Origin of the sequence: Alteromonas sp. P256 (assembly GCF_036864455.1) — a bacterium.
GTDB lineage: Bacteria > Pseudomonadota > Gammaproteobacteria > Enterobacterales > Alteromonadaceae > Alteromonas.
The window spans coordinates 31,633-56,829 of record NZ_JAZETM010000002.1 but is presented as its reverse complement, the minus strand read 5'-3'; the positions used below and the strand labels follow the sequence as shown (position 1 = coordinate 56,829).

25 protein-coding genes and 1 pseudogene are annotated in these 25,197 nt (G+C 45.0%); 15 read left to right on the top strand and 11 right to left on the bottom strand.

The features are described from left to right. Positions 1-13: 13 nt before the first annotated feature. Positions 14-229 carry a DUF3820 family protein gene (locus V7R39_RS03545; RefSeq protein ID WP_334028262.1) on the top strand — a complete coding sequence of 72 codons (216 nt, stop codon included), beginning with the start codon at positions 14-16 and terminating at the stop codon, positions 227-229. A 44-nt stretch (positions 230-273) separates the two neighbouring features. Then, positions 274-600 (top strand): hypothetical protein, encoded by a 327-nt coding sequence (locus tag V7R39_RS03540; protein WP_334028260.1) that lies wholly within the window; start codon positions 274-276, stop codon positions 598-600. A gap of 252 nt (positions 601-852) precedes the next feature. On the opposite strand, the gene V7R39_RS03535 is transcribed toward V7R39_RS03540, so the two are convergent. The 4 genes from V7R39_RS03535 to V7R39_RS03520 form a co-directional block, all read right to left on the bottom strand. After that, positions 853-2,196: a class II 3-deoxy-7-phosphoheptulonate synthase gene (locus V7R39_RS03535; protein WP_334028257.1), complete on the bottom strand. Its 1,344-nt coding sequence runs from the start codon at positions 2,194-2,196 to the stop codon at positions 853-855. A 93-nt stretch (positions 2,197-2,289) separates the two neighbouring features. Further along, on the bottom strand, positions 2,290-3,060 hold the full coding sequence (locus V7R39_RS03530) for an ABC transporter ATP-binding protein (protein ID WP_334028255.1): 771 nt from the start codon (positions 3,058-3,060) through the stop codon (positions 2,290-2,292). Further along, positions 3,057-4,013, bottom strand: a complete 957-nt coding sequence (locus V7R39_RS03525; RefSeq protein ID WP_334029106.1) for a FecCD family ABC transporter permease — start codon at positions 4,011-4,013, stop codon at positions 3,057-3,059. Before V7R39_RS03525 ends, V7R39_RS03530 begins: the two co-directional genes overlap by 4 nt. Positions 4,014-4,034: 21 nt before the next feature. After that, positions 4,035-4,517 carry a low molecular weight protein-tyrosine-phosphatase gene (locus V7R39_RS03520; protein WP_287010030.1) on the bottom strand — a complete coding sequence of 161 codons (483 nt, stop codon included), beginning with the start codon at positions 4,515-4,517 and terminating at the stop codon, positions 4,035-4,037. A gap of 156 nt (positions 4,518-4,673) precedes the next feature. Between V7R39_RS03520 and pepE the strand changes: the two genes are divergently transcribed. After that, positions 4,674-5,396, top strand: coding sequence for a dipeptidase PepE (gene pepE / locus V7R39_RS03515; RefSeq protein ID WP_334028252.1), 723 nt, complete (start codon positions 4,674-4,676; stop codon positions 5,394-5,396). Here the strand turns inward: pepE and bioD are convergent. From bioD to bioB, 4 genes are read right to left on the bottom strand one after another with little or no spacing between them, the layout of a single operon-like run. Continuing rightward, positions 5,367-6,056 (bottom strand): dethiobiotin synthase, encoded by a 690-nt coding sequence (bioD, locus tag V7R39_RS03510; RefSeq protein ID WP_334028250.1) that lies wholly within the window; start codon positions 6,054-6,056, stop codon positions 5,367-5,369. The genes pepE and bioD overlap by 30 nt on opposite strands. Beyond that, positions 6,053-6,967 carry a methyltransferase domain-containing protein gene (locus V7R39_RS03505; protein WP_334028248.1) on the bottom strand — a complete coding sequence of 305 codons (915 nt, stop codon included), beginning with the start codon at positions 6,965-6,967 and terminating at the stop codon, positions 6,053-6,055. Before V7R39_RS03505 ends, bioD begins: the two co-directional genes overlap by 4 nt. After that, on the bottom strand, positions 6,964-8,211 hold the full coding sequence (locus V7R39_RS03500) for an aminotransferase class I/II-fold pyridoxal phosphate-dependent enzyme (RefSeq protein ID WP_334028246.1): 1,248 nt from the start codon (positions 8,209-8,211) through the stop codon (positions 6,964-6,966). Before V7R39_RS03500 ends, V7R39_RS03505 begins: the two co-directional genes overlap by 4 nt. Further along, complete coding sequence (gene bioB, locus V7R39_RS03495; RefSeq protein WP_334028244.1) at positions 8,211-9,341, bottom strand: biotin synthase BioB; 1,131 nt, start codon at positions 9,339-9,341, stop codon at positions 8,211-8,213. Before bioB ends, V7R39_RS03500 begins: the two co-directional genes overlap by 1 nt. Before the next feature lie 109 nt (positions 9,342-9,450). Between bioB and bioA the strand changes: the two genes are divergently transcribed. From bioA to V7R39_RS03465, 7 genes are all read left to right on the top strand, one after another. Beyond that, positions 9,451-10,716 (top strand): adenosylmethionine--8-amino-7-oxononanoate transaminase, encoded by a 1,266-nt coding sequence (bioA, locus tag V7R39_RS03490; RefSeq protein WP_334028242.1) that lies wholly within the window; start codon positions 9,451-9,453, stop codon positions 10,714-10,716. Positions 10,717-11,013: 297 nt separating this feature from the next. Further along, positions 11,014-11,535 (top strand): DUF2937 family protein, encoded by a 522-nt coding sequence (locus V7R39_RS03485; RefSeq protein ID WP_334028240.1) that lies wholly within the window; start codon positions 11,014-11,016, stop codon positions 11,533-11,535. 262 nt (positions 11,536-11,797) lie between these two features. After that, positions 11,798-12,079: a hypothetical protein gene (locus V7R39_RS03480; RefSeq protein ID WP_334028238.1), complete on the top strand. Its 282-nt coding sequence runs from the start codon at positions 11,798-11,800 to the stop codon at positions 12,077-12,079. A 239-nt stretch (positions 12,080-12,318) separates the two neighbouring features. Continuing rightward, complete coding sequence (locus tag V7R39_RS17780; RefSeq protein ID WP_438823508.1) at positions 12,319-12,675, top strand: transporter substrate-binding domain-containing protein; 357 nt, start codon at positions 12,319-12,321, stop codon at positions 12,673-12,675. Between the two features lie 72 nt (positions 12,676-12,747). After that, positions 12,748-13,155: a hypothetical protein gene (locus V7R39_RS17775; RefSeq protein WP_438823507.1), complete on the top strand. Its 408-nt coding sequence runs from the start codon at positions 12,748-12,750 to the stop codon at positions 13,153-13,155. 373 nt (positions 13,156-13,528) lie between these two features. Then, positions 13,529-14,320, top strand: coding sequence for a DUF1206 domain-containing protein (locus V7R39_RS03470; RefSeq protein ID WP_334028236.1), 792 nt, complete (start codon positions 13,529-13,531; stop codon positions 14,318-14,320). A 61-nt stretch (positions 14,321-14,381) separates the two neighbouring features. After that, on the top strand, positions 14,382-15,512 hold the full coding sequence (locus V7R39_RS03465; RefSeq protein WP_334028234.1) for an AI-2E family transporter: 1,131 nt from the start codon (positions 14,382-14,384) through the stop codon (positions 15,510-15,512). A 43-nt stretch (positions 15,513-15,555) separates the two neighbouring features. Here V7R39_RS03465 and V7R39_RS03460 read toward each other — a convergent pair. Then, positions 15,556-16,049: pseudogene (locus V7R39_RS03460) on the bottom strand (hypothetical protein). Positions 16,050-16,301: 252 nt separating this feature from the next. Here V7R39_RS03460 and V7R39_RS03455 point away from each other — a divergent pair. Continuing rightward, complete coding sequence (locus tag V7R39_RS03455; protein WP_334028232.1) at positions 16,302-17,270, top strand: calcium/sodium antiporter; 969 nt, start codon at positions 16,302-16,304, stop codon at positions 17,268-17,270. A gap of 20 nt (positions 17,271-17,290) precedes the next feature. Here the strand turns inward: V7R39_RS03455 and V7R39_RS03450 are convergent, their stop codons facing one another. Next, entirely contained in the window at positions 17,291-17,725 is a 435-nt protein-coding gene (locus V7R39_RS03450) for a hypothetical protein (RefSeq protein WP_334028231.1), read from the bottom strand. A gap of 266 nt (positions 17,726-17,991) precedes the next feature. Between V7R39_RS03450 and asnS the strand changes: the two genes are divergently transcribed. After that, positions 17,992-19,389: an asparagine--tRNA ligase gene (gene asnS, locus V7R39_RS03445; protein ID WP_334028229.1), complete on the top strand. Its 1,398-nt coding sequence runs from the start codon at positions 17,992-17,994 to the stop codon at positions 19,387-19,389. Positions 19,390-19,549: 160 nt separating this feature from the next. Then, positions 19,550-20,875 carry a short-chain fatty acid transporter gene (locus V7R39_RS03440; protein WP_334028227.1) on the top strand — a complete coding sequence of 442 codons (1,326 nt, stop codon included), beginning with the start codon at positions 19,550-19,552 and terminating at the stop codon, positions 20,873-20,875. A gap of 93 nt (positions 20,876-20,968) precedes the next feature. Here the strand turns inward: V7R39_RS03440 and V7R39_RS03435 are convergent, their stop codons facing one another. Continuing rightward, positions 20,969-22,186, bottom strand: a complete 1,218-nt coding sequence (locus tag V7R39_RS03435) for a hypothetical protein (RefSeq protein ID WP_334028225.1) — start codon at positions 22,184-22,186, stop codon at positions 20,969-20,971. A gap of 136 nt (positions 22,187-22,322) precedes the next feature. Between V7R39_RS03435 and V7R39_RS03430 the strand changes: the two genes are divergently transcribed. Further along, positions 22,323-23,465: a paraquat-inducible protein A gene (locus V7R39_RS03430; protein WP_334028224.1), complete on the top strand. Its 1,143-nt coding sequence runs from the start codon at positions 22,323-22,325 to the stop codon at positions 23,463-23,465. Continuing rightward, positions 23,462-25,117, top strand: coding sequence for an intermembrane transport protein PqiB (gene pqiB / locus V7R39_RS03425; protein ID WP_334028222.1), 1,656 nt, complete (start codon positions 23,462-23,464; stop codon positions 25,115-25,117). The genes V7R39_RS03430 and pqiB overlap by 4 nt, the downstream gene beginning before the upstream one ends. The last annotated feature ends 80 nt before the right edge of the window (positions 25,118-25,197 follow it).

The following is a 25,197-nucleotide window of genomic DNA, read 5'->3' as shown; positions in this document are numbered from 1 at the left end:
TTGAAATTAACATATGGACCCAGAAAGCATTAAAGAAGCAATAAACCAAACTATGCCATTCGGTAAATACGCGGGAAGACGATTGTTTCATCTTCCCGAAACGTACCTGGTTTGGTTTCACAAGCAAGGGTTTCCTAGCGGTAAATTGGGAGAGCAACTTGCACTGATGTATGAAATTAAATTGAATGGCCTAGAATCTGTTGTCGAACCTCTTCTTTATGATGACTAAGGCATTTACACACAGCGTTTATATAAGGCTTACATCCAAAGACTATGTCCGTAAGACCCCGTAAGCAAAGGCGAGGTGAAGTCAACGCCCGCATTTTAAAAATACATGAGGCCATGGCAACAAAGGTACTCAATAACCCTGACTTGCTTGATAGCGTGCGCGAAACCTTAGAGCAGCGCTACAACAACAGGCTCATGCGTTACGGCAGCTATATGCTGTGGAGCAGTATTTTAGAAACCGTCAATAACCCTGAGCTATTTAAGTCTTTATTACTTGCTGATGACGAGCGCACGGCAAACCTGAGAAGAGAAACCATATTCACGGGTGTGTTAAGCGAGGAAGAACGCCAGCATGTGCTGACAAGTGAATAGCATATCGCTTATACCAGACTGCATAGATGGTTACTCACTCAGCGAGACTTAAAATGTTCGTAATTGCGGCGTGTTGCCGCAGGTGCAGTGGTTTTACATCAAGGTGACACAACAAAAGGCGCTCGCATTACATTTGAATGTAAATATGAGCGCCTTTTTTGATTTGCGGCATAGCTTCTATGCCAAAATCAAACCTTATAAGCTTTGGCTTTATAAGCCTTGATTTAAATGATGAGGCTTAAACGTCGAGGCTTAAGCGTTGCGCAAATGATCAGCCACTAAAAACGCCATTTCTAATACCTGATCCGCATTTAAGCGAGGGTCGCATTGGGTTTTATACGCTTGGGCTAAGTCTTCGTCACTTATTTCGTACGCGCCGCCCGTACACTCAGTTACGTGCTGTCCCGTCATTTCTAAATGAATACCACCGGCATGAGTCCCTTCTGCTTCATGCGCTTGGAAAAACTGCTTAATTTCGCGCAATATGGCGTCGAAATTACGAGTCTTGTAGCCAGAAGACGCAGAGAACGTATTGCCGTGCATAGGGTCTGAACTCCATACAACATGACGACCTTCATTTTTCACTCTGCGCAGTAAGCGCGGAAGGTTATCGGCAAGATTGTCAGCACCCATTCGCGTTATCAATGTTAAACGACCAGGATCGTTCAGCGGGTTTAATGTATCGATGAGACGAATGAGTTCGTCTTCTTCCATACTTGGCCCCACTTTTACCCCTATGGGATTGTGAATGCCGCGGAAAAATTCAATATGCGCATGGTCGAGCTGGCGCGTTCTTTCACCTATCCATACCATGTGCGCCGAGCAGTCGTAAGGCTTTCCAGTTAGCGTGTCAGTGCGAGTTAGCGCTTGCTCGTAGTTTAACAACAGTGCTTCGTGAGACGTAAACAGCGAGGTCTCGTGCAGCGTAGAACTCGAGTTAGCATTAATACCAATAACATCCATAAACTCCAACGAATCTTGGATGCGCGTGGCCATATCAGAATAACGTTCTTTTAGCGGACTATTTTCCACAAACGCCATATTCCAGCGATTCACTTCGTGAAGGTCTGCTAGCCCACCTTGCGCGAAGGCGCGTAATAAATTCAACGTAGAAGAACTGCGATGATATGCCTCTAGCAAACGGTTTGGGTCTGGACGACGCGCCGCTTCAGTAAACTCAAAATTGTTGATGATGTCGCCGCGGTAGCTTGGCAGTGTAATGCCATTTCGCGTTTCAAAATTAGAAGAGCGAGGCTTAGCATATTGGCCAGCCATGCGAGCAACTTTGGTTACTGGGCAACGCCCCGCAAACGTAAGCACTATCGCCATCTGTAAAAGCACTTTAAACGTATCGCGAATTTTAGGTGCGTTAAATTCATCAAACGACTCTGCGCAATCTCCGCCCTGCAACAAAAACCCTTTTCCTAGGCTTACTTCGCCAAGCTGACGACGAAGCTCTCTGGCCTCAGCAGCAAATACTAATGGAGGATAAGTACTTAGGGTCTGTTCAACATTGCTTAACAAGGCACTGTCTTCATATTCTGGTTGCTGCAGAATAGGTTTCTGCCTCCAGCTATCTACTTTCCATTCACTCACCGGTACTCTCCTGAAAATACGTCATCGTAAAGCTATGCATATGCGAGCATGCTTACGGACGCTAAAAAATAATCTCTGAATATTTTAACATACTTATGGGAGGGTGATAGGCGCACAAACTTGAATTTCTAGAAAGTTTTTCTTCTTGCTTATTAGAAAATGACACTCAAATACGCGCTCTAAATTGTGTTGAGTCGCCACAGAATGCGGCGCACCGCTAGCCACAATACGCCCCTTATTCATAAGCCATAGAGAAGTGCTGTAGTTAGCACTTAATGCAATATCGTGAGAGCTCATAATAATGGTGTTGCCTTTAACGCACAGGGCTTGGATAAGTGAAGCGACTGCGTATTGATGTCGAATATCTAGCCCTTGCAGAGGTTCATCGAGAATGGCAATGCCATCACCGATTTCCAGCTGAGGCCAAATTTGTATCAGTGCCCGACAAATCTCTACTCGCTGTCGCTCCCCTCCTGAGAGGTGGGTAAGTGGCTTATCGAGAAATAACTCTACTTCAAGCGCACGTTCCAGCATAGCTGGAATAAGAAGATTATCGCGATGACTGTGAGCATAAAACGATAAATACTCACCCACACGTAAGGCAAAGTTAGACTCCAACTGTTGCGATAGCATGGTTCTAAGTGATGCTAACTCAGCAAGTGACCAGGTGCCTAGTGCTTTATCGCACAGCACGACTTCCCCTTGCTCTGGCGCAATAAGACCGGCAATAACGGCCATCAACGAACTTTTTCCCGCACCGTTTGGGCCAAGAAGGTGTATGCACTCCCCTTTTACAGCATGCAGTGAATCAACTTGTAAGCGGTTGGTGAGACTAATATTGTTTAAATGAAGCACCGTACTCATCGAAGTTGACCTTTTAACAACGCCCAGATAAGCAGCGGCCCGCCAAGTGTAGCGGTGATCATCGACACCGGCAGAGTGATCGCTCTTGTAAGCTCTGAACACAGTGCAACAAGCAGCAGCAGAGTTGCCCCGGCTAAAGCGCACAGTGGCAAAAGAAACTTATTATTGTGTCCAATCAGTAAACGAAGAATGTGCGGAATCAACAAGCCTACAAAGGCAATAGAGCCCGCCATCGACACGGCAGCCCCAACGGCTATGGCGCAGGCGACTAAACTTCGCTCTGTGAGCTGATGCACATCTACACCACTGCTTGTTGCCGCTGCATCACCTGCATATAGCCTGTTGTAGCTGCCTGCACTAGCGAACTGGTACCACAGCGCTGTAATAATGAGTGGGCCACCCACCAGCAGTATTGGCCAGCTGGTTTGGTATAAGCTTCCCATTAGCCAGAAGGTAAGGTTTCTAAGTGAATTGGCATCGCTGAATAAATAGAGCCAGGCGATAATTGCTCCGCTCAAGGTGGAAATAGCGATACCTGATAAGATAACCGCAGTAGACGACCCGAGTAGCTTCCTGGCGAGTTTGTAAATAGTGAAGGTGGTTGCTAGTGCCCCGATAAAACACCCTAATGGTAGTAGATAGTGAAGATATGCTTGGGCCCAGTGTGGCGTTATGAGCAGCAGCAAAGCCGCCACAAGGCTGGCGCCACTTGTAATACCGACAATACCTGGATCGGCCAGTGGATTTCTTAGCACGACCTGCAAGGTCGCTCCACTCACCGATAACGCAGCTCCCACCAGGGTGGCAGTCAGCACAAGAGGCAGCTGCAGTTGATATAAAATATGCAGCTTAAGCGCGTTCGGTGAATCTGAAAACGCCACGACAGCGAGTACACTCACCAGCGCAACAACAAATAATGATGCAACTGCAGTAACCGTTGCTTTAGGATTTATCAACGTGTGCTGGCCTAGTTATTACACCGCGCTACTGGAGGCGTTTTTTATATGTGTGATTAAGCCATCAGAGGCCGACTCAATGAGGTCGAGCACTAACTCAAATCCTCGTTTCCCCCCGTAATACGGGTCAGGCACTTCTTTTTCATCTTCATCGCAAAAGTCGAGAAACAGGCTGACTTTTTCGTGATATTGAGCAGGGCACATACCATGTAAGTTGCCTAGGTTGCTCTCATCCATCGCCAATATATAATCAAATTTTTCAAAGTCACTTTCGTGAACTCGACGACACTTCAGCCCTTTAAAACTGTAGCCTCGCTCTACACCCGCCGCCTGAGAGCGCTTATCTGGTGGGTTGCCGATATGATAGCCATGAGTGCCTGCAGAATCGATGAAGAGATCTAATCCCGCTTCTGCCGCTTTATGTTTGAAAACTGCCTCTGCTGTAGGAGAACGACAAATATTCCCTAGACAGACAAATAAAACCGATGTGGATTGCTTCATTTACGTTCCTTTAACCTACGTAAGACTATCGATACGAACACCACTGCAACATAAAGTTCGCCGCACTAAACTTTATCGCCAATTTAGCGTATTCTTGCTGCAATTATTCTTACGTTAGCCAGCGTAAATCTAAATCTATGATTTTGTGGAGTTTGTATGACCGCACATGCACTAATGCTTAGTAGCTCTCGTCAAGGTGACGAGGCATACCTTGAACATGCAAGGCCTCATATTCTTGCACACTTAGGAAATATTCGCGACCTCCTATTCGTTCCTTACGCTGCCGTCACTGGCACCTACGACGAATACGTAAACAAAGTCGCAGAGGCACTGCCAGAGTGCAATGTCACTGGATTGCATACGGTAGAAGACCCAGTATCTGCTATTAATCATGCCAAAGAAAACGGCCAAAGCATTGTGGTTGGTGGAGGCAATACCTTCCATCTACTCTCAACCTTGTATGCCAGTGCATTAGTGGTTCCCATCAAGCATGCCATCGCAGACGCAACTCCCTATATTGGCTGGAGTGCAGGCTCTAACATTTGCGGTCAATCAATTAGAACCACCAACGACATGCCCATTATAGAGCCGCCTAGCTTTGAAGCACTGAGCATTGTTCCCTTCCAATTAAATCCGCACTACACCGATTATCAGCCTGAGGGCTTTAACGGTGAAACTCGTGATCAACGGCTTTTCGAGTTTACAGCGCTAAACCCCACCACCCCCATAGTAGCTATTCGCGAGGGAACGGCACTAACGCTGACTGACGATAAGCTTGCGTTAGTTGGAGAAAAAGAGGGCTATATATTTTTAGGCAATGAAAAATCACCTATTGCCCCCGGTGCAGATTTAACAGAGTTGCTCAATCGCGAGGGCTAATCTGTCGTCGCTTGGCTGTTGGCCGAAGGGGATTTCGGCTAACAACGGCTCTGGCAGCATTGCTTTTAACGACGCTAAATTATCGCCATAGCGGGTCATATTGCCAGTAATATCGTTGGCTATCCAGCCGGCAATGTTAAGCCCGTCACCTCTAATTGCTTGGGCAGTAAGCAAGGCATGATTTAAGCACCCCAAGCGCATACCCACCACTAAAATTACGTCCATACCAATGGATGCCACCACATCAGATAAAAACCTGTTTAGCTTAGTCTCATCGCCCACATTCAGCGGCAAGCGCCAACCACCGGCACCTTCCATCAATAACAAATCTGGCTTGTAGGCTTGCAGGCTTCCCAGCCCCTTTATTATTTTTTCATCGCTTAGTAACACGCCCGCCTCAGCGGCCGCTATATGCGGAGCGATGGGCGGTTTAAGCGCAATGGGGTTTATTTCGCTAATAGGTAAATCAATGCTGCTAGATTTCTGGATAGAGGCGGCATCTTCGTTTACCCATTCACCATTAACAAGGTCGCATCCAGCGCTTATTGGCTTATAACCAATCGCTGTGTGCCCTAATTGTGACGCTGCTTTAAGAAGCTGGCATGTCACGTAGGTTTTGCCGACTTCGGTGTCTGTGCCGGTGATGAAGTATTGTTTCATGCATTTTTTTCCAATCTAAAATGACATACGCGATAGGTAAGCGGAAGACGCCCCGCTTCGCTATGAATATTGTGATACGCCATACTCAATTTTTTAATATCCTGACGACTAAGCACTTTTTGTTGCTTGCCTGTCTCTCCTGCCCCTACGCCTTTCACCGAGCGCAATAAAGACATAATGTCGCTATGGGTATCTACATAGTTACAACTAATAACTCGCTTTACGGCTAGACCTGCACCGCGAAATGCGCGATTCCAAGCATCGGCAGTGGGCAATGAAGTCATTGCCGTAGGAAGCTGAGCTAATTTGCGCGCATTGGTCAGCTCTTCAAAGGAACCTGATACCATAATGGCCAACTCTGCGATGGCATCACGTTTGAGTACCCGATGCACTTCCTCAGCGACGCTATTCAAGCAATTGGCCCACTGCAATGCCATAGATGAATAGACAACATCAATGCTGTTACTCGCTATAGGTAGCGCTTGAGCACTACCCAGTTTAAAAGTGAGATGAGGGTAGTTAGTACCCGCTAACGACAGCATCCCTTGTGCAATATCAACACCAACGGCATGTAAGCCACGTGCGTTGAGAGATTGGGTGTGTACGCCTGTCCCGCATCCAATATCAAGGGCATTGCCTACAAGTTGGGCAGGTAAGTTGTGTAACCCCTGCTGCGCAATGGTGAATTGAATAGCCGCGAGCTTATCGTAACGTGGGGCTGCCTTGGAAAAGCGCTCTGCGACTGCTTTCTCACTTATGCCTGCGCTTATGCCTGAGCTTATGCCTGCGCTTATATTTGGACTTTTACTAGCGCTCTGTAGTGGGGGTGGCCTATCCAGGCCTTTCTCCTGAGCCACTGCGCCTGCCTCCTGAACCAATGCGTTTGCTGCTTGAGCGCAAAATTCATTCACGATATGGCCCCATTCGACAAAGCGAGCGCGTCGACTAACATATCGATATCTTGTTCGGTATGGGTGGCGGTAAGAGTAATACGCAGTCTATCTTCATTTTTCGGCACCGTGGGTTGACGAATAGCGCTAACCCACATCCCTCGCTCTTTTAACGCATCACTAAGCGCGACAGCTCGCTTAGGGCAACCCACAATAACAGGCTGAATCGCGCTTTTAGAGCCAACCAAAGAGAGGTCGCCAACGGTCGCTGCGTTATGGGCAACGCGGCCTTCTCCAAACTCTTGGACAAACCGCACTCTGAAATATTCAATATTTACCGCTAGCTTCTCACGGCGAGAGGTGTCAGAGCCAATATGGGTTAGCGAATACAAGGTGGCAACTGCTTGCGCAGGCGGCATGGCCGTTGAATAGACATAGTGTTTTGAGAAATTAACTAAATAATCAATCAGTGTTTGACTACCCGCAATAAATGCTCCGCCTGTTCCAATGGCTTTGCCAAAGGTTCCCATTACAATAGGTACTTGGCTTTGACTTAACTTTAGTTCCTCAACTGTACCAAACCCGTTGTCTCCATAAACACCCATGCCATGAGCGTCATCGAGCATAAACCAAGCGCGGTGTTGCTCAGCTAATGCAGCTATCTCTTTTACAGGCGCTCGGTCGCCATCCATACTAAACACGCCCTCGCTGGCGATCAGCGCATCAGTGTGTAACGACTCGCGAGCAGACAGCAAAGATGCTAAGTGCTCCACATTATTGTGTCGAAACCGGCGAAGCGAGACGTTCTTGTTAAGCGACATAGCCCCTTCAAGAAAGGAAGCGTGCATGAGTTTATCGGCAAAAATAGCCGACGACTGCACTGCCGACGCGTTTGGGGAGCCTTGGCCAAAAAGCGCCGTACACACGGCTTGGTTCGCGGCAAAGCCTGAGCTAAATAACAATGCCGCTTCACGATTTAGCCCGTCAGCAAGGGTGGCCTCTAGCGCGAGGTGAGCCTGTGTATGACCCGTAACAAGCGGTGATGCACCGCTACCGCCACCAAATTGGGCAAGCCCTTCTACCCAGCTTTGCAGCACCCCTTCATGCTGGCGCATACCAAGATAATCGTTGCTGGAAAAGTTGAGATAGTGGTCGCCGTTAATACATATAACGTTGTCTTTTTCGTACTGCTGACACACGCGTTGACGCAGCAAGCCCGCCTGTGCCCGCTGAGTGAGTGCATCGTCTAACCAAGAAAAGGACATCAGACCTCTGCTGTATTCGATTCGTTTTTCAAAGAGGCTTTAGCAGCTGTTGGCTTACTAGCATCGTAAAAAAGTGCGTCAGCATCGCCCTCAGCTTGCTGTGCAATTTCTTCCTCTAGTACTTGTTGATGGGCTTCGTCAGAAAAGTCGCGGGTTCTCTCTGTGTTGATGCCCAACTTTTTAAACAGCATCACATCTTCGTGAGTATCTGGGTTAGACGTAGTCAACAGCTTACAACCATAAAATATAGAGTTAGCCCCTGCCATAAAGCACATGGCTTGCATCTGTTCATTCATTGCCTCTCTACCTGCCGATAAACGAACGTGAGACTTAGGCATCATAATACGCGCCACAGCGATAGTGCGAATAAACTCGAAGTAGTCTAAATCTTCAACGCTGTCTAAAGGCGTCCCTTTTACTTTAACTAACATATTAATAGGAACACTTTGCGGCTGCTCAGGCAGGTTGGCTAGCTGCACAAGCATACTTGCTCTGTCTGCTGCTGTTTCTCCCATACCAACAATGCCACCAGAACATACGTTCATGCCTGCTTCTCTGACATTTTCTAGGGTATTTAGGCGGTCTTCATATGTGCGTGTAGTAATAATATCGCCGTAATATTCTGGCGACGTATCAAGATTGTGATTGTAATAGTCTAGCCCAGCTTGTTTAAGCGCAACGGCCTGGTCTCGGGTAAGCATGCCAAGGGTCATACAGGTTTCAAGACCCAGCTTTTTCACCTCTTCAATCATGCTGACAATGTAAGGCATATCGCGGTCCCGAGGGTTACGCCATGCGGCACCCATGCAAAAGCGTGTAGAACCCACTTGCTTTGCTTCTTTAGCGCGCTCAATCACTTTTTCGATTTCTAAAAGGCGCTCTTTTTCAAGCCCAGTGTCATAGCGCGCGCTTTGCGGACAATATTTACAATCTTCCGGGCATGCACCGGTTTTAATCGACAATAGCGTACTCACCTGAACTTCATTGGGATTAAAATGCTGCCTATGCACGACCTGTGCTTGAAAGAGTAAATCGTTAAATGGCATTTCAAACAAAGCGGTTACTTCGTCTTTTGTCCAATCGTTACGAATTGTTGTCGTTTGCGCATTTTGCGCTGAAGCCAGTGTCATGGACTGTCCTTTACTTGTTCTTTACTAAATGAGAATGCTGGCTTAGTCTATGCGTCATTACAAAGTTGTCAACTCTGACCATTCCAAAATATTTACTAGCGGTTAAATTTTGAACAATATAGAATTTGATAAACAGCATATTTGGCACCCGTATACGTCTGCCGTTAATCCACTACCATGCTACGAAGTCACTGGGGCTAATGGCGCTGAACTGACGCTCTCTACTGGTGAGGTCCTTGTCGACGGCATGTCGAGCTGGTGGGCGGCAATACATGGCTACAATCATCCTGTGCTAAATAAAGCCGCTCACGACCAGGTAGATGCTTTTTCCCATGTCATGTTTGGTGGCATTACCCACCAGCCAGCAGTGGATGTATGTAGAACCCTGCTACAAATGGTTCCTGCAGGGCTAGAACGGGTTTTTCTTGCTGATTCAGGTTCGGTGTCTGTTGAGGTGGCAATTAAAATGGCCATTCAGTATTGGGCATGTCAAGGGCGACCCGAGAAATCGCGAATTGTTGCACCTCGCAATGGCTACCACGGTGATACGTTTGCAGCAATGAGTGTGTGCGATCCGGTTAACGGCATGCATAGCTTGTTTGAAAGCGTGTTGAGCAAGCAATTTTTCGCTCCCGCCCCTCAGACTCGTTACGGTCAGACTTTTAGCGAAGACGACATTCTTGTTTTAGAAGAATTGTTTGAGAAGAATCACCACCAAATGGCGGCGCTGATATTAGAGCCTATTGTTCAGGGAGCAGGCGGCATGCGCATGTACCATCCTGAATATTTAAAGCGCTGTCGTCAGTTGTGCGATACCTATGATGTACTGCTTATTTGTGATGAGATTGCAACTGGTTTTGGACGCACAGGGAAGCTCTTCGCCTGTGAGCACGCGGGCATTACGCCAGACATTATGTGCTTAGGCAAAGCCTTAACCGGTGGCTATTTAACCATGGCGGCAACGATATGCACTGAAGATGTGGCATTGGGAGTTTGCCAAGGTTCGCCGGGGGTGTTCATGCACGGGCCTACCTACATGGGCAATCCGCTTGCCTGTGCTGTGGCTAATGCAAGCCTGTCAATTATCAATGAGAACCATTGGCAGCAGCAGATACCGGCTATTGAGAAACAATTACAGAGCGAATTAGCAAAATGTGCAGACCTACCAAGTGTAGCGGACGTGCGTGTGCTGGGGGCAATTGGCGTAGTTGAAGCAGTGCAGCCCGTTAACGTGGCAGAAATACAGCGTCATTTTGTGAAGCAAGGCGTTTGGATAAGACCCTTCGGTAAATTGGTATACATTATGCCTCCCTACATAATAAATTCAGAGCAGCTAAGTAGATTGACTCACGCTATCTATGACTTTTTTAAATAGCGACATCTTGTAAGGCAAAGCGTAACTAAGGTGAAGTGAAGCCAAGGCAAAGAGCTATTAATGCGAAGGCTACAAAGATTTGGTGTCATCTGGGTGTGGAACTCACACACCACGCACTTCGATGATGGCATGCGCCAAGTATTACGCATTGCGGCTAAATAGCACAGCGAGTAAATAGCGCAGCTGCTGCGGAAGTGGGAGTCTTGAGCGTTAATGCATGCTTTGTTGGGTACATATTTGCTGGTATGGATGCCAAGCAAATCGCTGTCATATTTGTATTAAATTTGAGGTTAACTAATGATCACGCGCGTTTTAGATAAAGTTGTTTTTGCTGTTTTATTTATTATTACGCTACAAGTGCCCATTCTTGCCGATCATTACAGGCAGTACCTTAATGGCTATTACGATGCTATACGAGATGAAGTCACCCTGTCTTCTGAGCTAGCAAAGCAGCATGGCTTTTCATCTGTTGAAGCCATGCTAGACAGCCTCCAACAAAATGACGAGGCTCTAGTAAGAGATAACGCCTCGCAAAAAGCACAGCGCTTTTCAATGATTGAGTCTTTAGAGCAAGGCATGCGAACCCTTGAGTATGGTCATTACTTTGAAAAGCTGACGTACATGGCCAGCCCAAAACAGTTTTCAACGCTAAAAAAAGTAGTCGATAATTTTCGCCCTTCCATTCCCTTAACGCCGGCTTCGGTTATTTTTAGTCTAGTAACCGCTATATTGCTCAACCTGCTTATTTGGACTCCTCATTTTTGCTATTGCCAAGCCAAAAAGTTAAAGAATACGTCAAAGCCCTTCTCTTACAAATAGCCTTCAGGTGTTTATCATTCAGCGGTGATGTTGCTTTGCCACTAACGTGCAATTACACGTTGTAATTTCGAATTGGCATTAATGATGCAACACCTTAAATAGTAACAACGTATTTATTAATTCAGATTATTAGATGAAAGTTAACGAATGAATGTTCATCAGCACCAACCGTGCTCTTGATGCACCTGCATTTGAAAACTGTACTCTTCATAAAAGCAAGGCAATACCTCATTCGTGTTTCATAGCTTAAGGAGAAACAATTATGCCAACTGACGCACAAGTATTGATCGGAAAAGTGTTGCAAATTAAAGACAAGCTGTACGCTAAACGCCACTCTATTCCCACTGATTTACAGAAAGAGTGGAATACACTTGATAGAAAAACAGCATGTTTTGAAAGCGACGCTTTATTTCACTCTGCGGTGAAAGGCAAGAAAATGAACAAAAAGATAAACTATTCAGGTTCAGTGGAAGAATTATCGCAACTTGTTTCACGTCTCAAAACGTTAAACAAAAAGGTCAACATTACTCACGTTCATCACTAATTGCCTTTAACTGCTGGTAAAATTTGGTGCATACATGCACACATTATAGATTTTACTATTGATAAACGTTGAGCTTTGTACCAATTAAGCATTTAGCCTCAAGAGTGCACAGATTGAAGAGTGTCTAGATTGAAGAATGCTTATACTTTAGAGACGTTCTGGTTTGGCAGTAATGCAATATGGAAACAGTTTCTACACGATAATGTCGAGTAGAAATAGAATGTTGTAGTGAACCAGTTTTGAAACCTTTAACTTGCCGCTTTAAAAGCCGACCGTATTGGTCTTTACTGTTAGTGTCGATAGTCAGTTTATTAGTAAATGCATTTCCCGCATCAGCAAACAATACTATTAGTGTGACGGTTTTTGAAAATCACAGGCGGTATGTCGAAGCGTCTGAATCCTACGGCCTTTCGTGGAAGCTTCTTGAGCTAGCAGCGCAACATGCGAAATATCAGCTTGAGCTACAGCCATCTTCGTGGCGAGCTTCTATGAAGCGAGTTCAAGTCAACAAGGTGGACATGGTTTTTGGTGCGCTTAAGACGGTCGAGCGAGAAAGATGGGCTTCTTTTTCGTTACCACTTATCACTGAAGGTTAGGCGATATTTACCCAGCCTACTGATCCTATTACCCATTTTGACGACATTGATTTAGAAAACAGTGCCATAGGTGTGTCTGCAAATTCCCTTCAAAAAACGCTGGCTAAAGAGTTGGGCTTTAAAAATATCTATTCTACGGTTCGTCGCCCTCAGCTTTATGACATGTTGAAAGGAAACAGGTTAGATTATTTATTCTTTGGCACCAGCATAATTAATTATTACTGTGTCAATTACAACAAGGCCGCATCGCCCAGATGCATGAAACAAGTTACTGAAGAGTTCCACCCCAGCGGTGTTCATACTCTAGCGTTAAGCAGCAATAGCGTGGCAGTAGATAAGCTAAATAATGTCAATCAAGCACTTGCCTCCCTTCGTCATTCAAAAGAATTAAAAGCCGTGTTCGAGCACTACGCCAATTCAGATAGCTTGTATAAGGCCTGGCTCAAAAGCATCGACGCTTGGCTTGCTGAAAGAAACTAACGGTTTTTTATCGATTTATATTCACGTTCGATTTATATTCACGAAGCAGCGCTTGTTAATGTTCTAGCATCAACACCAACTAAAGATATTACAGCGAACAGTGTAAATACTTCTTAATTTAATTATGTGTACGTTGGCACAGATATTATATTTCACTCGACCACATCCGAACCACCTTGCTTTTAAACTCTAGAAAATAGCGGTAAATGTTTTCCAGACCTTATCTTACCTGCCCTTAAAAAAGAATCGAGAATACAAAACAAGTATATCTCGCCATCCTCATATATTTACTCAACACTTTGTACCCATGGCGCATAGCTTGCACAGGTCTTTGTCTTTATCACAGCCACTACAAAGCAAATTAGATAGGCATATGGACATCACGTTTCTGACGAAAGTTATTGCTCGCATTGGATACTCAGCAAAATGCATTGTGTACTGTGTTCTCGGCATTCTTACACTGCTAGTTGCGTTTACCGCCACAAGAGCTGAAGAAGTGACAAAAAAATCAGTCTTTCAAGAGATTTTGTATACCCCGTTTGGCTCGGTCTCTCTCACCGCTGTTACCGTAGGTTTCGCCTGCTATATAGCGTGGCGTTTAGCTCAAGGTGTTTCTAATCCTGGCAACCTTGATATGACAAAGCCAAAAGATATCCTCATGCGCCTATTCTATTTCTTTTCTGCCATCGCCTACGGCTCAGCAACTTATGTATCAATAAAAGTACTAATGTCACTACAAGACGATTCTAAACAGCAACAGCAGCAAGTTGGAGAGAGTATTCTTCAAACAACATGGGGAGCGATACTTGTTGGCGCAATCAGTTTGGCAGTTATCCTTTTTTCCCTCATTCAGTTTAAGCATGTAGTAAAAACGGATTTTATGGATAAATTTGTAAGCTCTATGCCTGCCTTACAAAGCAAAATAGTAGTGTGGTGCGGCCGCTTGGGCTTCGCCTGTCGCGGCGTTGTATATTTGATGGTTGGTGTCTTCTTTATGAATGCATCCATCGCGCAAAAATCGGAAAAAGCAGGTGGTCTTCCTGAAGCCGTCTCCACATTATTAGTTCAACCCTTCGGGCCATGGATGGTAAGTGCCCTAGGCGTTGGTTTAATGGGGTTCGGTATTTTTTGTGGTTTCGAGGGCCGATACCGGAAAACAGACTAGTCAATATTGAGACTTAATGACAGAAGTATTCACTCACTCTTCACATTATAAGGACAGTACAATGAAGGAAAATCCACTTTTACATAGGCATGACGAATACAAAGTAAAAACAAGAGATGTTCGAGTTGTAAGGCTTCTGATTGTTTTAGTCGCGCTTGCCACACTCTACACCTTGTATTTCGCTCAGTCGCTGATCATTCCAGTGGTTTTTTCAATGTTGGTTGCACTACTGTTGAGCCCTCTTGTAACTAGACTCAAGCGGCTGTTCATACCGCGGGCCGTTTCCTCTATGGTTCTATTAGCGATGTTGGTTACGCCATTAACCTTTTTGGCATTCGAACTTTCGGAGCCGGCTGAGCGATGGATGAAATCCCTACCGCTATTGGCCGAGCAGATTGCTGAAGAACTCTCAATGATAAGTTCCGTGGCGCACGGCGATACAACCTTGCAGGAAAGCCAAGCGAGTAATACCGCCTACCCGTGGTTTGAAAAAGAGCCAACGCAAAAAACCGACGATTCGGCTGTAGAAGAGCAATTTAAACAAGGTAGTAGGCAAATGATTTTTGAAATGTTGCTGGCTGCTCCGCTTTTTCTCGCACAGGTAATAGGCGCCATTGTACTAACTCTCTTTCTTCTTATTTTTGGGCCACCACTGTCGAAAGTTGTCATCAATGACTTTCCAATAATCAAAAATAGAGAGCGAGCAAAACTTTTGATTAGAAGTATCCAACAGGCTCTATCTCATTATATTTTAACCATCAGTATTATTAATTGTGCACTAGGTGTTCTAACAGCAATCGGCCTTTCGTACTTTAATATTCGCGATGCTATTTTATGGGGTGCCATCGTCGGTCTTTTAAACTTTGTCCCTTATATGGGCTCTATAATTAGTGTTGGTATACTGTTGCTTGTTGGTACGCTGCAGTTTGGAATAACAAGCACGGCACTGCTTCCTGTTGGAATATTCCTTACTTTGAATATCATTGAATCTCAAATAGTAACCCCAACGGTTTTAGGCAAAAGCATGCAGATTAACCCGCTGGTTATCATAGTGTGGCTTTTTGTCAGTGGCTGGATCTGGGGCATGTTAGGTGTACTGTTGGCGGTGCCGATATTTGTATGTATCAAACTGACACTCCAACAAATGGAAGTCTTTCCTCACTGGTTAAAATTCATTGAGGCTCATGACTAACAAAAATAGATGAATAGAAACCGTCCTACAGAAATACGCAACATTACTGCTCATCCTCTGAGGAGCTTGTTGCGACTGATTCATAGGAGACGATATCGTCGACTTGCATTTTCGTTGCATCAAAAAAATGCGTTCTTCAACACTGAGACCACCGCTTGGAAAGTAGAAATATCAGTATTATCCAGTGTACCTTCAATAGGTATTCGCGCAGCGACTAATTGAGACTCATCATTTTCAAGTATTGCACTTAGCAAATCGGCAACGCCCTCAAAAATAATGGTAAATAATTCGTCATCGTCTTTTTCTATATCTTCCCGCCAAGGAAAAATCGAGTGTTCTCACAGACAGCAGCGGCTTAGGAGGTGATTGCTCGTCAACGGCATAAATCTCAATATCGTCAACCGAGTAGGCGCCGCGATACAAATGTAAATCTACGTCGCCGACCTGCCCCATCATGCCTTTTGTCTGATTAATTTGTTGATTGATATAATATTGAACTGCGTATGGCGCGCCGATACGCGCTGATATCACAAGCATTAGCGTCACACATGCTTCCTTCAAAAATTAAGCCAATACGAGCACCACACAATTTGTAAAGCAGTTGCATTCTGTCCATATATAAACGTGAATACCTAGGCCTTTTTGAAAAACTCAGAAACAGCGGATATCTTTTTCATTGCCTGTACGTATTCTGTATTACAAAAAAGAGCAGCATTTGCGATACTAGGGCGTGTTTACAGAACAATGTTAATAGACCGCACATAATAGATGCAGATTTAAGGAGAAAGTATGTTTTTAGCCTGCTTGGCTATTGGTATTGGTTTACCGGTACTACTGTGGAGCGCAGGAAAGTTTGTGGGTGGCGCTGCCTCGGTGGCAAATCACTTCGGCGTATCACCGCTATTGATAGGTATGCTCATCATCGGTTTTGGTACGTCTGCCCCGGAAATCATTGTCTCCATATTTGCCGCGCTCCAAGGAAACTCGGGTATCGCGCTAGGTAATGCCTATGGGTCTAATATCGCAAACGTATTACTTATATTAGGGCTAACCGCTGTTATCAGTCCCATTGCAGTGAAATCAGAGATCATTAAAAAAGAGCTGCCGGTGTTACTTGGCATTACTTTTTTTGCAGCTTGGCAGGTACTTGACCAAGAGGTTTCTAAAGACGATGCGTTCTCACTATTAGGATTATTCGTCCTGCTTATTTCGTGGAGCATTTATCATGGTATGAAAGGCGATAAAGACGCACTTGCCGACGAATACAGTGACGAAATCAACGCTTCAGAGGGCACGGTAAAAACTCATGTGATGTGGCTAATTGCAGGTTTGCTACTGCTTGTTGCAAGCTCTCGCATGTTGGTGTGGGGTGCGGTGGAAGTTGCTACCTTCTTTGGTGTCAGCGACACTATTATCGGGCTTACGGTTATTGCTATTGGTACGTCATTGCCAGAACTCGCCTCTTCTCTTATTGCCGTTAAAAAGGGAGAGCACGACTTAGCCATCGGTAATGTGATTGGCTCTAATATGTTTAACACCCTTGCGGTAGTGGGCATTGCCGGTACCATTCAGCCCATGGCCGTGAGTTCAGATTTTATTTATCGAGACATCGTTGTCATGCTTGCATCCACGGTGGCCTTATTTATCTTTTGTATCGGTATTAAGCGCCAAGGGCGACTCAATCGCATTGAGGGTGGAGCTTTCGTGCTAGCCTACATGGCTTACACCTATTGGCTTATACAAGTGGCTTTCATTTAAACCTTCCACCAACGAAAAAGCTAACTCACTGTTGTGGCCAACGTGATTAAACTGGTGGCCACAATTATTGCGAGAATGATTAAGTTGATACCAAAGCGGTCGTTTTTTCGGCGGCTTCTTTTCGCTCGCATCACGGTGCTAATCAAACTCAGTACTAAACATACGCGAAGCAACACAATCATTGCATCAACGTATGACATGGTCCACGTGTTATCTCCCTCTACGCCCCAGTATTGCTGAACCCCGGTAATGAATTCTGGGCGAGCATAGTGAAACAGAATTAACACCACGACCAAGCCCGCCCAAGCTGCAATATTAAGCCCAAGCATGATCTTGTAAAACAGAGTGTCTGTGTGAGGGGTTTTCCGTCTTTCCTCATTGTGATGTAACGGCTTTGAGTTCATATTGTACTTTTCATCGCCTTTTCTTGATAAAGAAACATTTTTATTTCCCATTTGTCACTCTGTTCTCTGGCATCCAGCTTATGGTTGAGTATACTAGCGTGCTATTGGATTGTGGCAGACTTCTCATTTAAAGCACCTTCGCCAATGTACAGGCAGGCGTGTGTCTGGAAAGCCACGTTTTAAATTTGTGTTATTTTATCGGCAAAAAAATCCAAAACATTGACCAAAAACCATTTTTTCGTGCATTTTGCACACTGCGTTTATGTGACTAATGATAGTACATAGCAGCTAAGAAACAGTAAGACGGAGAAACTAACATGACGCACGCGCCCGTTGTTGACGTACTTAAAGGCAAGTACGCCGTTGGCGAATCGGTAACCGTTAAAGGTTGGGTGAGAACACGCCGAGATTCTAAAGCCGGTTTATCATTTATCGCGCTACACGATGGTAGCTGCTTCGATCCGGTTCAAGTAATTGCGCTAAACTCTCTGTCAAATTACGCCGACATCCAGCGCCTAACCGCTGGCTGTTCGCTGTCGGTTACCGGCACAGTAAAAGAGTCACAAGGTCAAGGCCAGTCTCTTGAGATTGATGCTACAGAAGTCGACGTTATTGGATTAGTAGAAAACCCAGATACGTATCCGATGGCCGCTAAGCGACACAGCATCGAATACCTTCGCGAATACGCACACTTGCGCCCTCGTACTAACGTTATTGGTGCGGTAACTCGCGTACGCAACTGTTTATCGCAAGCTATCCACCGCTTCTTCCACGAGAAGGGCTATTACTGGATTTCAACGCCTATTTTAACGGCAAGCGATACCGAAGGCGCGGGTGAAATGTTCCGTGTTTCAACATTAGACATGATGAACCTTCCTCATGACGACAAGGGCAATGTTGATTATTCTGAGGACTTTTTCGGCAAAGAAACCTACCTAACAGTAAGTGGGCAGCTTAACGTTGAAACTTATTGTACGGCAATGTCTAAGGTTTATACCTTCGGCCCAACCTTCCGTGCTGAAAACTCAAATACGTCACGTCACCTTGCTGAGTTTTGGATGATTGAACCTGAAGTGGCCTTTGCCGACCTAAGCGATGTTGCACAGCTTGCAGAAGACATGCTGAAATACGTTTGTAAGGCCGTGTTAGAAGAACTTCCCGACGATATGGCGTTCTTTGCCCAGCGCATAAAGAAAGATGCAATAGAGCGTCTTGAAAGCCTAGTGAACTCTGAATTTGTGCGCATGGATTACACCGATGCCATCCAAATATTGCAAAACTGCGGTAAAACCTTTGAGTTCCCAGTTGAGTGGGGCATCGACCTTTCATCAGAGCACGAACGCTACCTAGCAGAAGAGCATGTTGGCGCGCCTATTATCATGCAAAACTATCCAAAAGATATTAAAGCCTTCTACATGCGCATTAATGACGACGGCAAAACCGTTGCCGCAATGGATGTATTGGCTCCAGGAATTGGTGAAATTATTGGTGGTTCACAACGTGAAGAGCGTCTTGATGTTTTTGACGCCCGCCTTGAAGAAATGGAACTATCAAAAGAAGACTACGCGTGGTATCGAGACCTTCGCCGCTATGGCACCGTTCCTCACTCAGGCTTCGGTTTAGGATTCGAACGTTTAGTTGCTTACGTAACTGGAATGCAAAATGTACGTGATGTGATCCCCTTCCCTCGTACACCAGGCAATGCAAGCTTCTAAAAAAGCTGCTTTACAAGTACCTTTGAAGCCCGCTACTGCGGGCTTCTTTGTTTACGCCAATTCAATTTCAAATGCCTATTTACCTATACTGCTGTATAGGGTAAATGCGAAAGATACGTTATGCTTTAGCAATCTCTTAACAAAAATAAATTAAAAAACAATGTTAAATAGAGCTGCCAAACCTTTAGTTAAACTGGTTAAGCGTTATCTACCCGACCCGTTTGTTTTTGTTCTTATTCTGACTGTTTGCGTGTTTTTAGCCGCTGTAATCATTGAGCAACAACCTGTTATTACTGTTGTTGAACAATGGGGAAATGGCCTGTGGGGACTACTCACATTTTCTATGCAGATGTTGCTGGTACTTGTCACTGGATTTATGCTGGCTTCTACTGCGTTCATGCGAATGCTGTTAGAAAAGCTGGCTCACCTTGGCAACACTCCGGGAAAAGCAATCCTATTGGTGACCCTTGTTTCACTCTCGGCAAGCTGGATAAACTGGGGTTTCGGATTAGTTGTGGGGGCACTGTTTGCCAAAGCCTTAGCACGAAAAACTCCCGTGGATTATCGACTTCTTGTGGCCAGTGCCTATTCGGGATTTTTGGTTTGGCATGGCGGCCTTGCGGGTTCAGTACCCCTTACTATTGCCACACCGGGTCACTTTAGTGAAAACCAAATCGGTGTAATTAGCACAAGCGATACCCTTTTCAGTGGGTTTAATATTGCGCTGCTTTGCATTCTTTTTATTGTTGTTCCGCTGGTAAATCGGCTTATGCTGCCATCACATCAAGACAGCGTTATTGTCAGTCCAGACAAACTCATCGATAGCATAGAAAAAGAACAAGGCCTAGAACAAGTAAAAAGCAATGAAAGGCCCGCTGATAAATTAGAAAACAGTAAAATTCTGGGCATTCTCATTGGCGTTTTTGGGATAGCGTACCTTGTTAGCTATTTTATAAAAGACGGCGGTTTAAACCTCAACATTGTGAATACTATTTTCTTGTTTTTGGCCATTGCTCTACACGGTACACCCAAACGTTTGCTGCAAAGTCTGCAGCAGGCAGTGAAAGGCGGCAGTGGAATTATTATTCAGTTTCCTTTTTACGCCGGCATTATGGCCGTCATGGTACAGTCTGGTTTGGCTGAAAGTATGTCGCAATGGTTAATTAGCTTTGCTTCTGCCCAGTCGCTACCAGTGCTTACCTTTATTAGCGCAGGTATAGTGAACATTTTTGTCCCCTCTGGCGGCGGTCAGTGGGCAGTGCAAGCGCCGGTGGTGCTTCCTGCAGCAGCCGAATTAGGGGCAGATATCTCTCGCGTTGCAATGGCCGTTGCTTGGGGGGATGCGTGGACAAATTTAATCCAGCCCTTTTGGGCATTGCCAGTGTTAGCAATAGCGGGCTTGAAAGCCAAAGACATCATGGGTTTCTGTTTAGTTCAGCTTATCATCACAGGTGTGATCATCGCCTTAGCGCTGCGCTTTTTTTAAGATGACGAGAGCGACGAGCCGGCCTGGCTATCGAAAAGGCTTTTTTCAACAGAGCGCTTGCCAATGAAGCTTATGCTGTGAGGGCAACCGTTATTAGTTGCCTATATTGGGATTGCCCATATTGGGGTTGCCTACTTGGGGTTGCCTACTTGGGGTTGCATACCTTAGTGGGTTGCCTAACGCAGGCGACTGACAGGCTATCACCTCATAGGTATAGGCATTATCCTCATCAACATTTTGGCTAATTTGCAAGATTTCATAATCGTTGAGCTCGACCACTTTCGTCCCCTCTTTATGCTCGCATCTTGAATGAGTATCAGCCTCAAACCTGAAGATAAATTGAGCTAGCAAATTCTCTTGAGTGCGCCTTAATCGCTTACTTTGTTTATTTGCATCAGATAAGAGTGCTACAAATTCGGCTTCCAGTGGATCATTAGTCTCGTTTATCTCTTTGATAATCGCAGCAATATTTTTTTCCTTTTTATTCTTATCGCCATTAACGTCACTACTTATATTGTCATTCGCATCGCCGCTAATACGACTAATGTTGCTATTACTGTTCATGCTAGTAGGTTTTATGCCACTTTGGCTGGTTACCTTTTCAGTTCTATTCTCAGACAGTTTGATATCTGCGCCTTGAGATACTTCAACGTCCATTCCAGACAATAAGCCGAACTGCGCAGCCACCGTAATTACTTTTAAAAGCAGGGCAAATGTCCAAATATAGCGCACAAGAGCTGTGGTAAAGACAAATCGATAATTTGGCGCATGCCACAGGCTGTGCACGCCTATGGGCTTTAAAATGAGTAACACCAATAAATATATAGGCACAAGCACCGTACTGAGCAACAGTGCGAGTAACGTGGTGATAAAAAACCAACTCGGTAACGTTAAGATGAGAGCAAAATTATGACTATAAGGCAGCGCGCCAGACGATACGCCTGTCACGTCATTAACCATGCCACCTGCCGATGCAATAGCGAAGTTGGCTATTACGGCATAGATAAATAATATAAGCGCTTTGCCTGGCAGGCTATCCCACACTTTCATAAAACGAGGCCATATTTCTTTTACTAACGCCGACAATACAAGGCCAAACATAATCAGCTCAAACAGCGTGTTTTCTACATCGTGATATAACCAAGCAACCATCATTAGTGAAGCAATAAAATAGCAACGTTGAGCAAAAGTTAAGGTGCGCCAAAAGCGAACAAACTGAACACTTTGTCGTGAAAGGTTTTTGGTAAAAAATCGATAGCCACGCTTTCGGCCAGAGGAAAGAAATTGTTGAAACGCCTGTAGTGTTTGCATCACGTATATCGCTAGTTATTGCTTTTAAAATGGAATAGAGTTAAAGACACGTATACAACGTGCTATTTTGTAGACACTAAATATCAATGCTTTATATTATTGATATTACACACAACAGGTGTCGTTAGCGACTAGTATGGAAAATCCAGAGCAATTAACAATAGTGTGCGACCAATGCCACACCAGTGTAAGTATTCCTACTCTTGCCCATCATCAACGAGCAACGTGCCCTAAATGTGGCCACTCGCTGATTTTTTTCAAAAGCAATGCCACTGAAAAGCTTCACGCTTATGCACTCAGTGGGCTAATTTTTTTATTGCTGTCGCTGCCGTTTAATTTTCTTACTTTCAAAGCCAGTGGGCAAAAGCACAGTATCGATTTACCAAGCGGTATCACGGTGCTCATTGAAAACGACTATTTATCATTGGCGATTGTCACCGGGTTGGCTACCATTTTACTACCAGGCTTAGTCCTTATTGGCTTAGCCTGGCTTTCTTTTGCGCAACTTAAACAGCAGCGCCCATTTTATCTATATCGTCTATTTTCTCTCGTAAAGGCGCTTCTTCCATGGAGCATGGCAGAGATCTTTTTAATCGGTACTCTTGTTAGCCTAATTAAAATAAACGAACTAGCCGATGTCACTATAGGGTTATCTTTTTTTGCTTTTGTTGGCTTTAGTGCATTTACTACGCTGGCTATCATGCAATTTGACCCTACGCGTTATGAAATGTGGCTGACACAAGGAAAACCACCGAGGCCTAAACCATTAACCGCGGCTCAAGCAGACGCTAGTATACAGCGCACATGGGCATTGCTTATCACATCGTGCATTTTGTATATCCCTGCCAATTTACTGCCAATTATGTATACTGAACTCTTTGGGCAAGAAACGCCTAACACGATTATTGGTGGAGTAATTTCCCTATGGGAATCGGGCTCTTACCCCGTGGCTATTATCATTTTAATCGCCAGCGTAGTAGTGCCAGTGGCGAAAATTTTAATATTAGCGTGGCTCAATTATTCGGTTCAGCAGCAACGTACTAACTCACAACAGTTGCGCACGCGATACTATCGACTTACCGAGGCTATTGGGCGGTGGTCAATGATTGACGTTTTTGTGGTAGCGGTACTGGTTTCTCTGATACAAATGGGAAACTCCCTATCAATTTATCCTGGACAAGCGGCTCTCGCATTTTGTGCGGTAGTTTTTATTACAATGATAGCTGCAATGACATTTGACTCACGGCTAATATGGCAGCAGTGGAAGCAATTACCATGACCACAAACGAACCGAGCACTAACGAGGCGAAGATAAAACCAACATCATCAGTGTCTAGAATATGGTTAATCCCTATCATAGTGGCACTAATAGGTGGATGGATGGTGTATTATCAGTGGACAAACCAAGGCCCGCTGATAACAATCGAGCTGAACTCAGCGTCAGGTATTGAGGTTAATAAAACGCCGATTAAAGTGCGTGACCTGGACATTGGGCAAGTGAAAAAAATCTCATTAAAGCCCGATCTCGACGGCGTTTTAGTTACCGCTAGAATAGACGCCAGCGCTTCCCATCTACTTAATGAGAATGCCAAGTTTTGGGTGGTAGCACCCCGCATCAGCTTTTCCGAGGTCTCGGGTTTAAACACCCTAATTTCCGGAAGCTACATTGCCATGTCGGCTGATGACAATGGCAAAGAGCAGCTGCACTTCAACGCTCTTTCTCGACCGCCAGTTACACCGCCTGGCACACCAGGGCTTCACGTGATGCTTAGAAGCGACGATGAATTTGCCTATAAACCAGGCGACCCTATTATCTATAAGGGTTTTAAAGTCGGCGAGTTTGAAGATGCTACCTTTAATATCGATGAGCGAGTGGTGTATTACGACGCATTTATCGAAGCGCCTTACCATAAATTAATCACCGTAAATACGCGATTTTGGGATGTCAGTGGCGTAAAACTTCAGCTTGAGTCAAGTGGGGTTAGCGTTGAAACGGGAAGTTTAGAAACTCTACTTGCCAACGGTATAACATTCGGCATCCCCGATGGTGTGCCAAAAGGTGAGCTTGTGGTAGAAAATGCTTTTTTCACCATTTACGGAGACAATACGGCAGCGTCAGATGCCCGTTATAAAGTCGCCGCTGAATATCTGCTGTTCATTGATGAAAGTGTAAGAGGCCTTACTGTCGGAGCTCCGGTTGAGTATCGCGGCATCGAAATTGGGAATGTAACAGGCATCAACTCGCTACCCGCGGTAGAAGGTAATATTTTAGAGCAAGACTACCCAATACCAGTACTTATCAACATATACCCTGGAAAAGCCCGCCAGCCTGATACCGAAGAAGGACTAAGTGCCATTAAGCAAACCTTGCGCAATTGGCTAGAGCGCGACTTACGGGCCACGTTAAGAATGGGGAACGTGCTTACGGGAGGGTTATATGTAGACTTACAACATGTACCTGACGCAGCGGGGAGCGGTGAAATCTCAATAGTGAATGGTTACGAGGTAATTCCTACGGTAAGCAATGAATTTACCCAGCTTACGCAAAAAGCAGACGCCATTCTCGACAAAATAAACCAGCTACCGCTCAAAGAAATGGTAGCAAACGTTCAGCTAGCGGTGGAAGACATGAAGCTGGCGGCAGAATCTGTAGAAACAGCAAGCACCGACTTCGACCTTCTTATTGAAGACATTGACGCCAAGGCACTCAATGGCAATCTAAACCAAGTACTGGTAAGTTTAGACGGTTTACTTAAGAACTACAGTGATGGCGGTTTCAATAAGACGGAAATAAAAGAGACCGTAGATACGCTGCAAGATACGTTGAGAAATGTCCAACCACTGCTGCTGAAGTTGAATCAGTCACCGAATAGCCTCATCTTTTCAAAAGACGGTGGCGAAGATATTCAGCCTAAAGCACAAGAGAAATAACGATAAAATTAGTTTACTGTGCGTTGAAATATCAAGCTAAATTATAAAAAGATAGCCTATTGGCGTATGTTGATAGATAG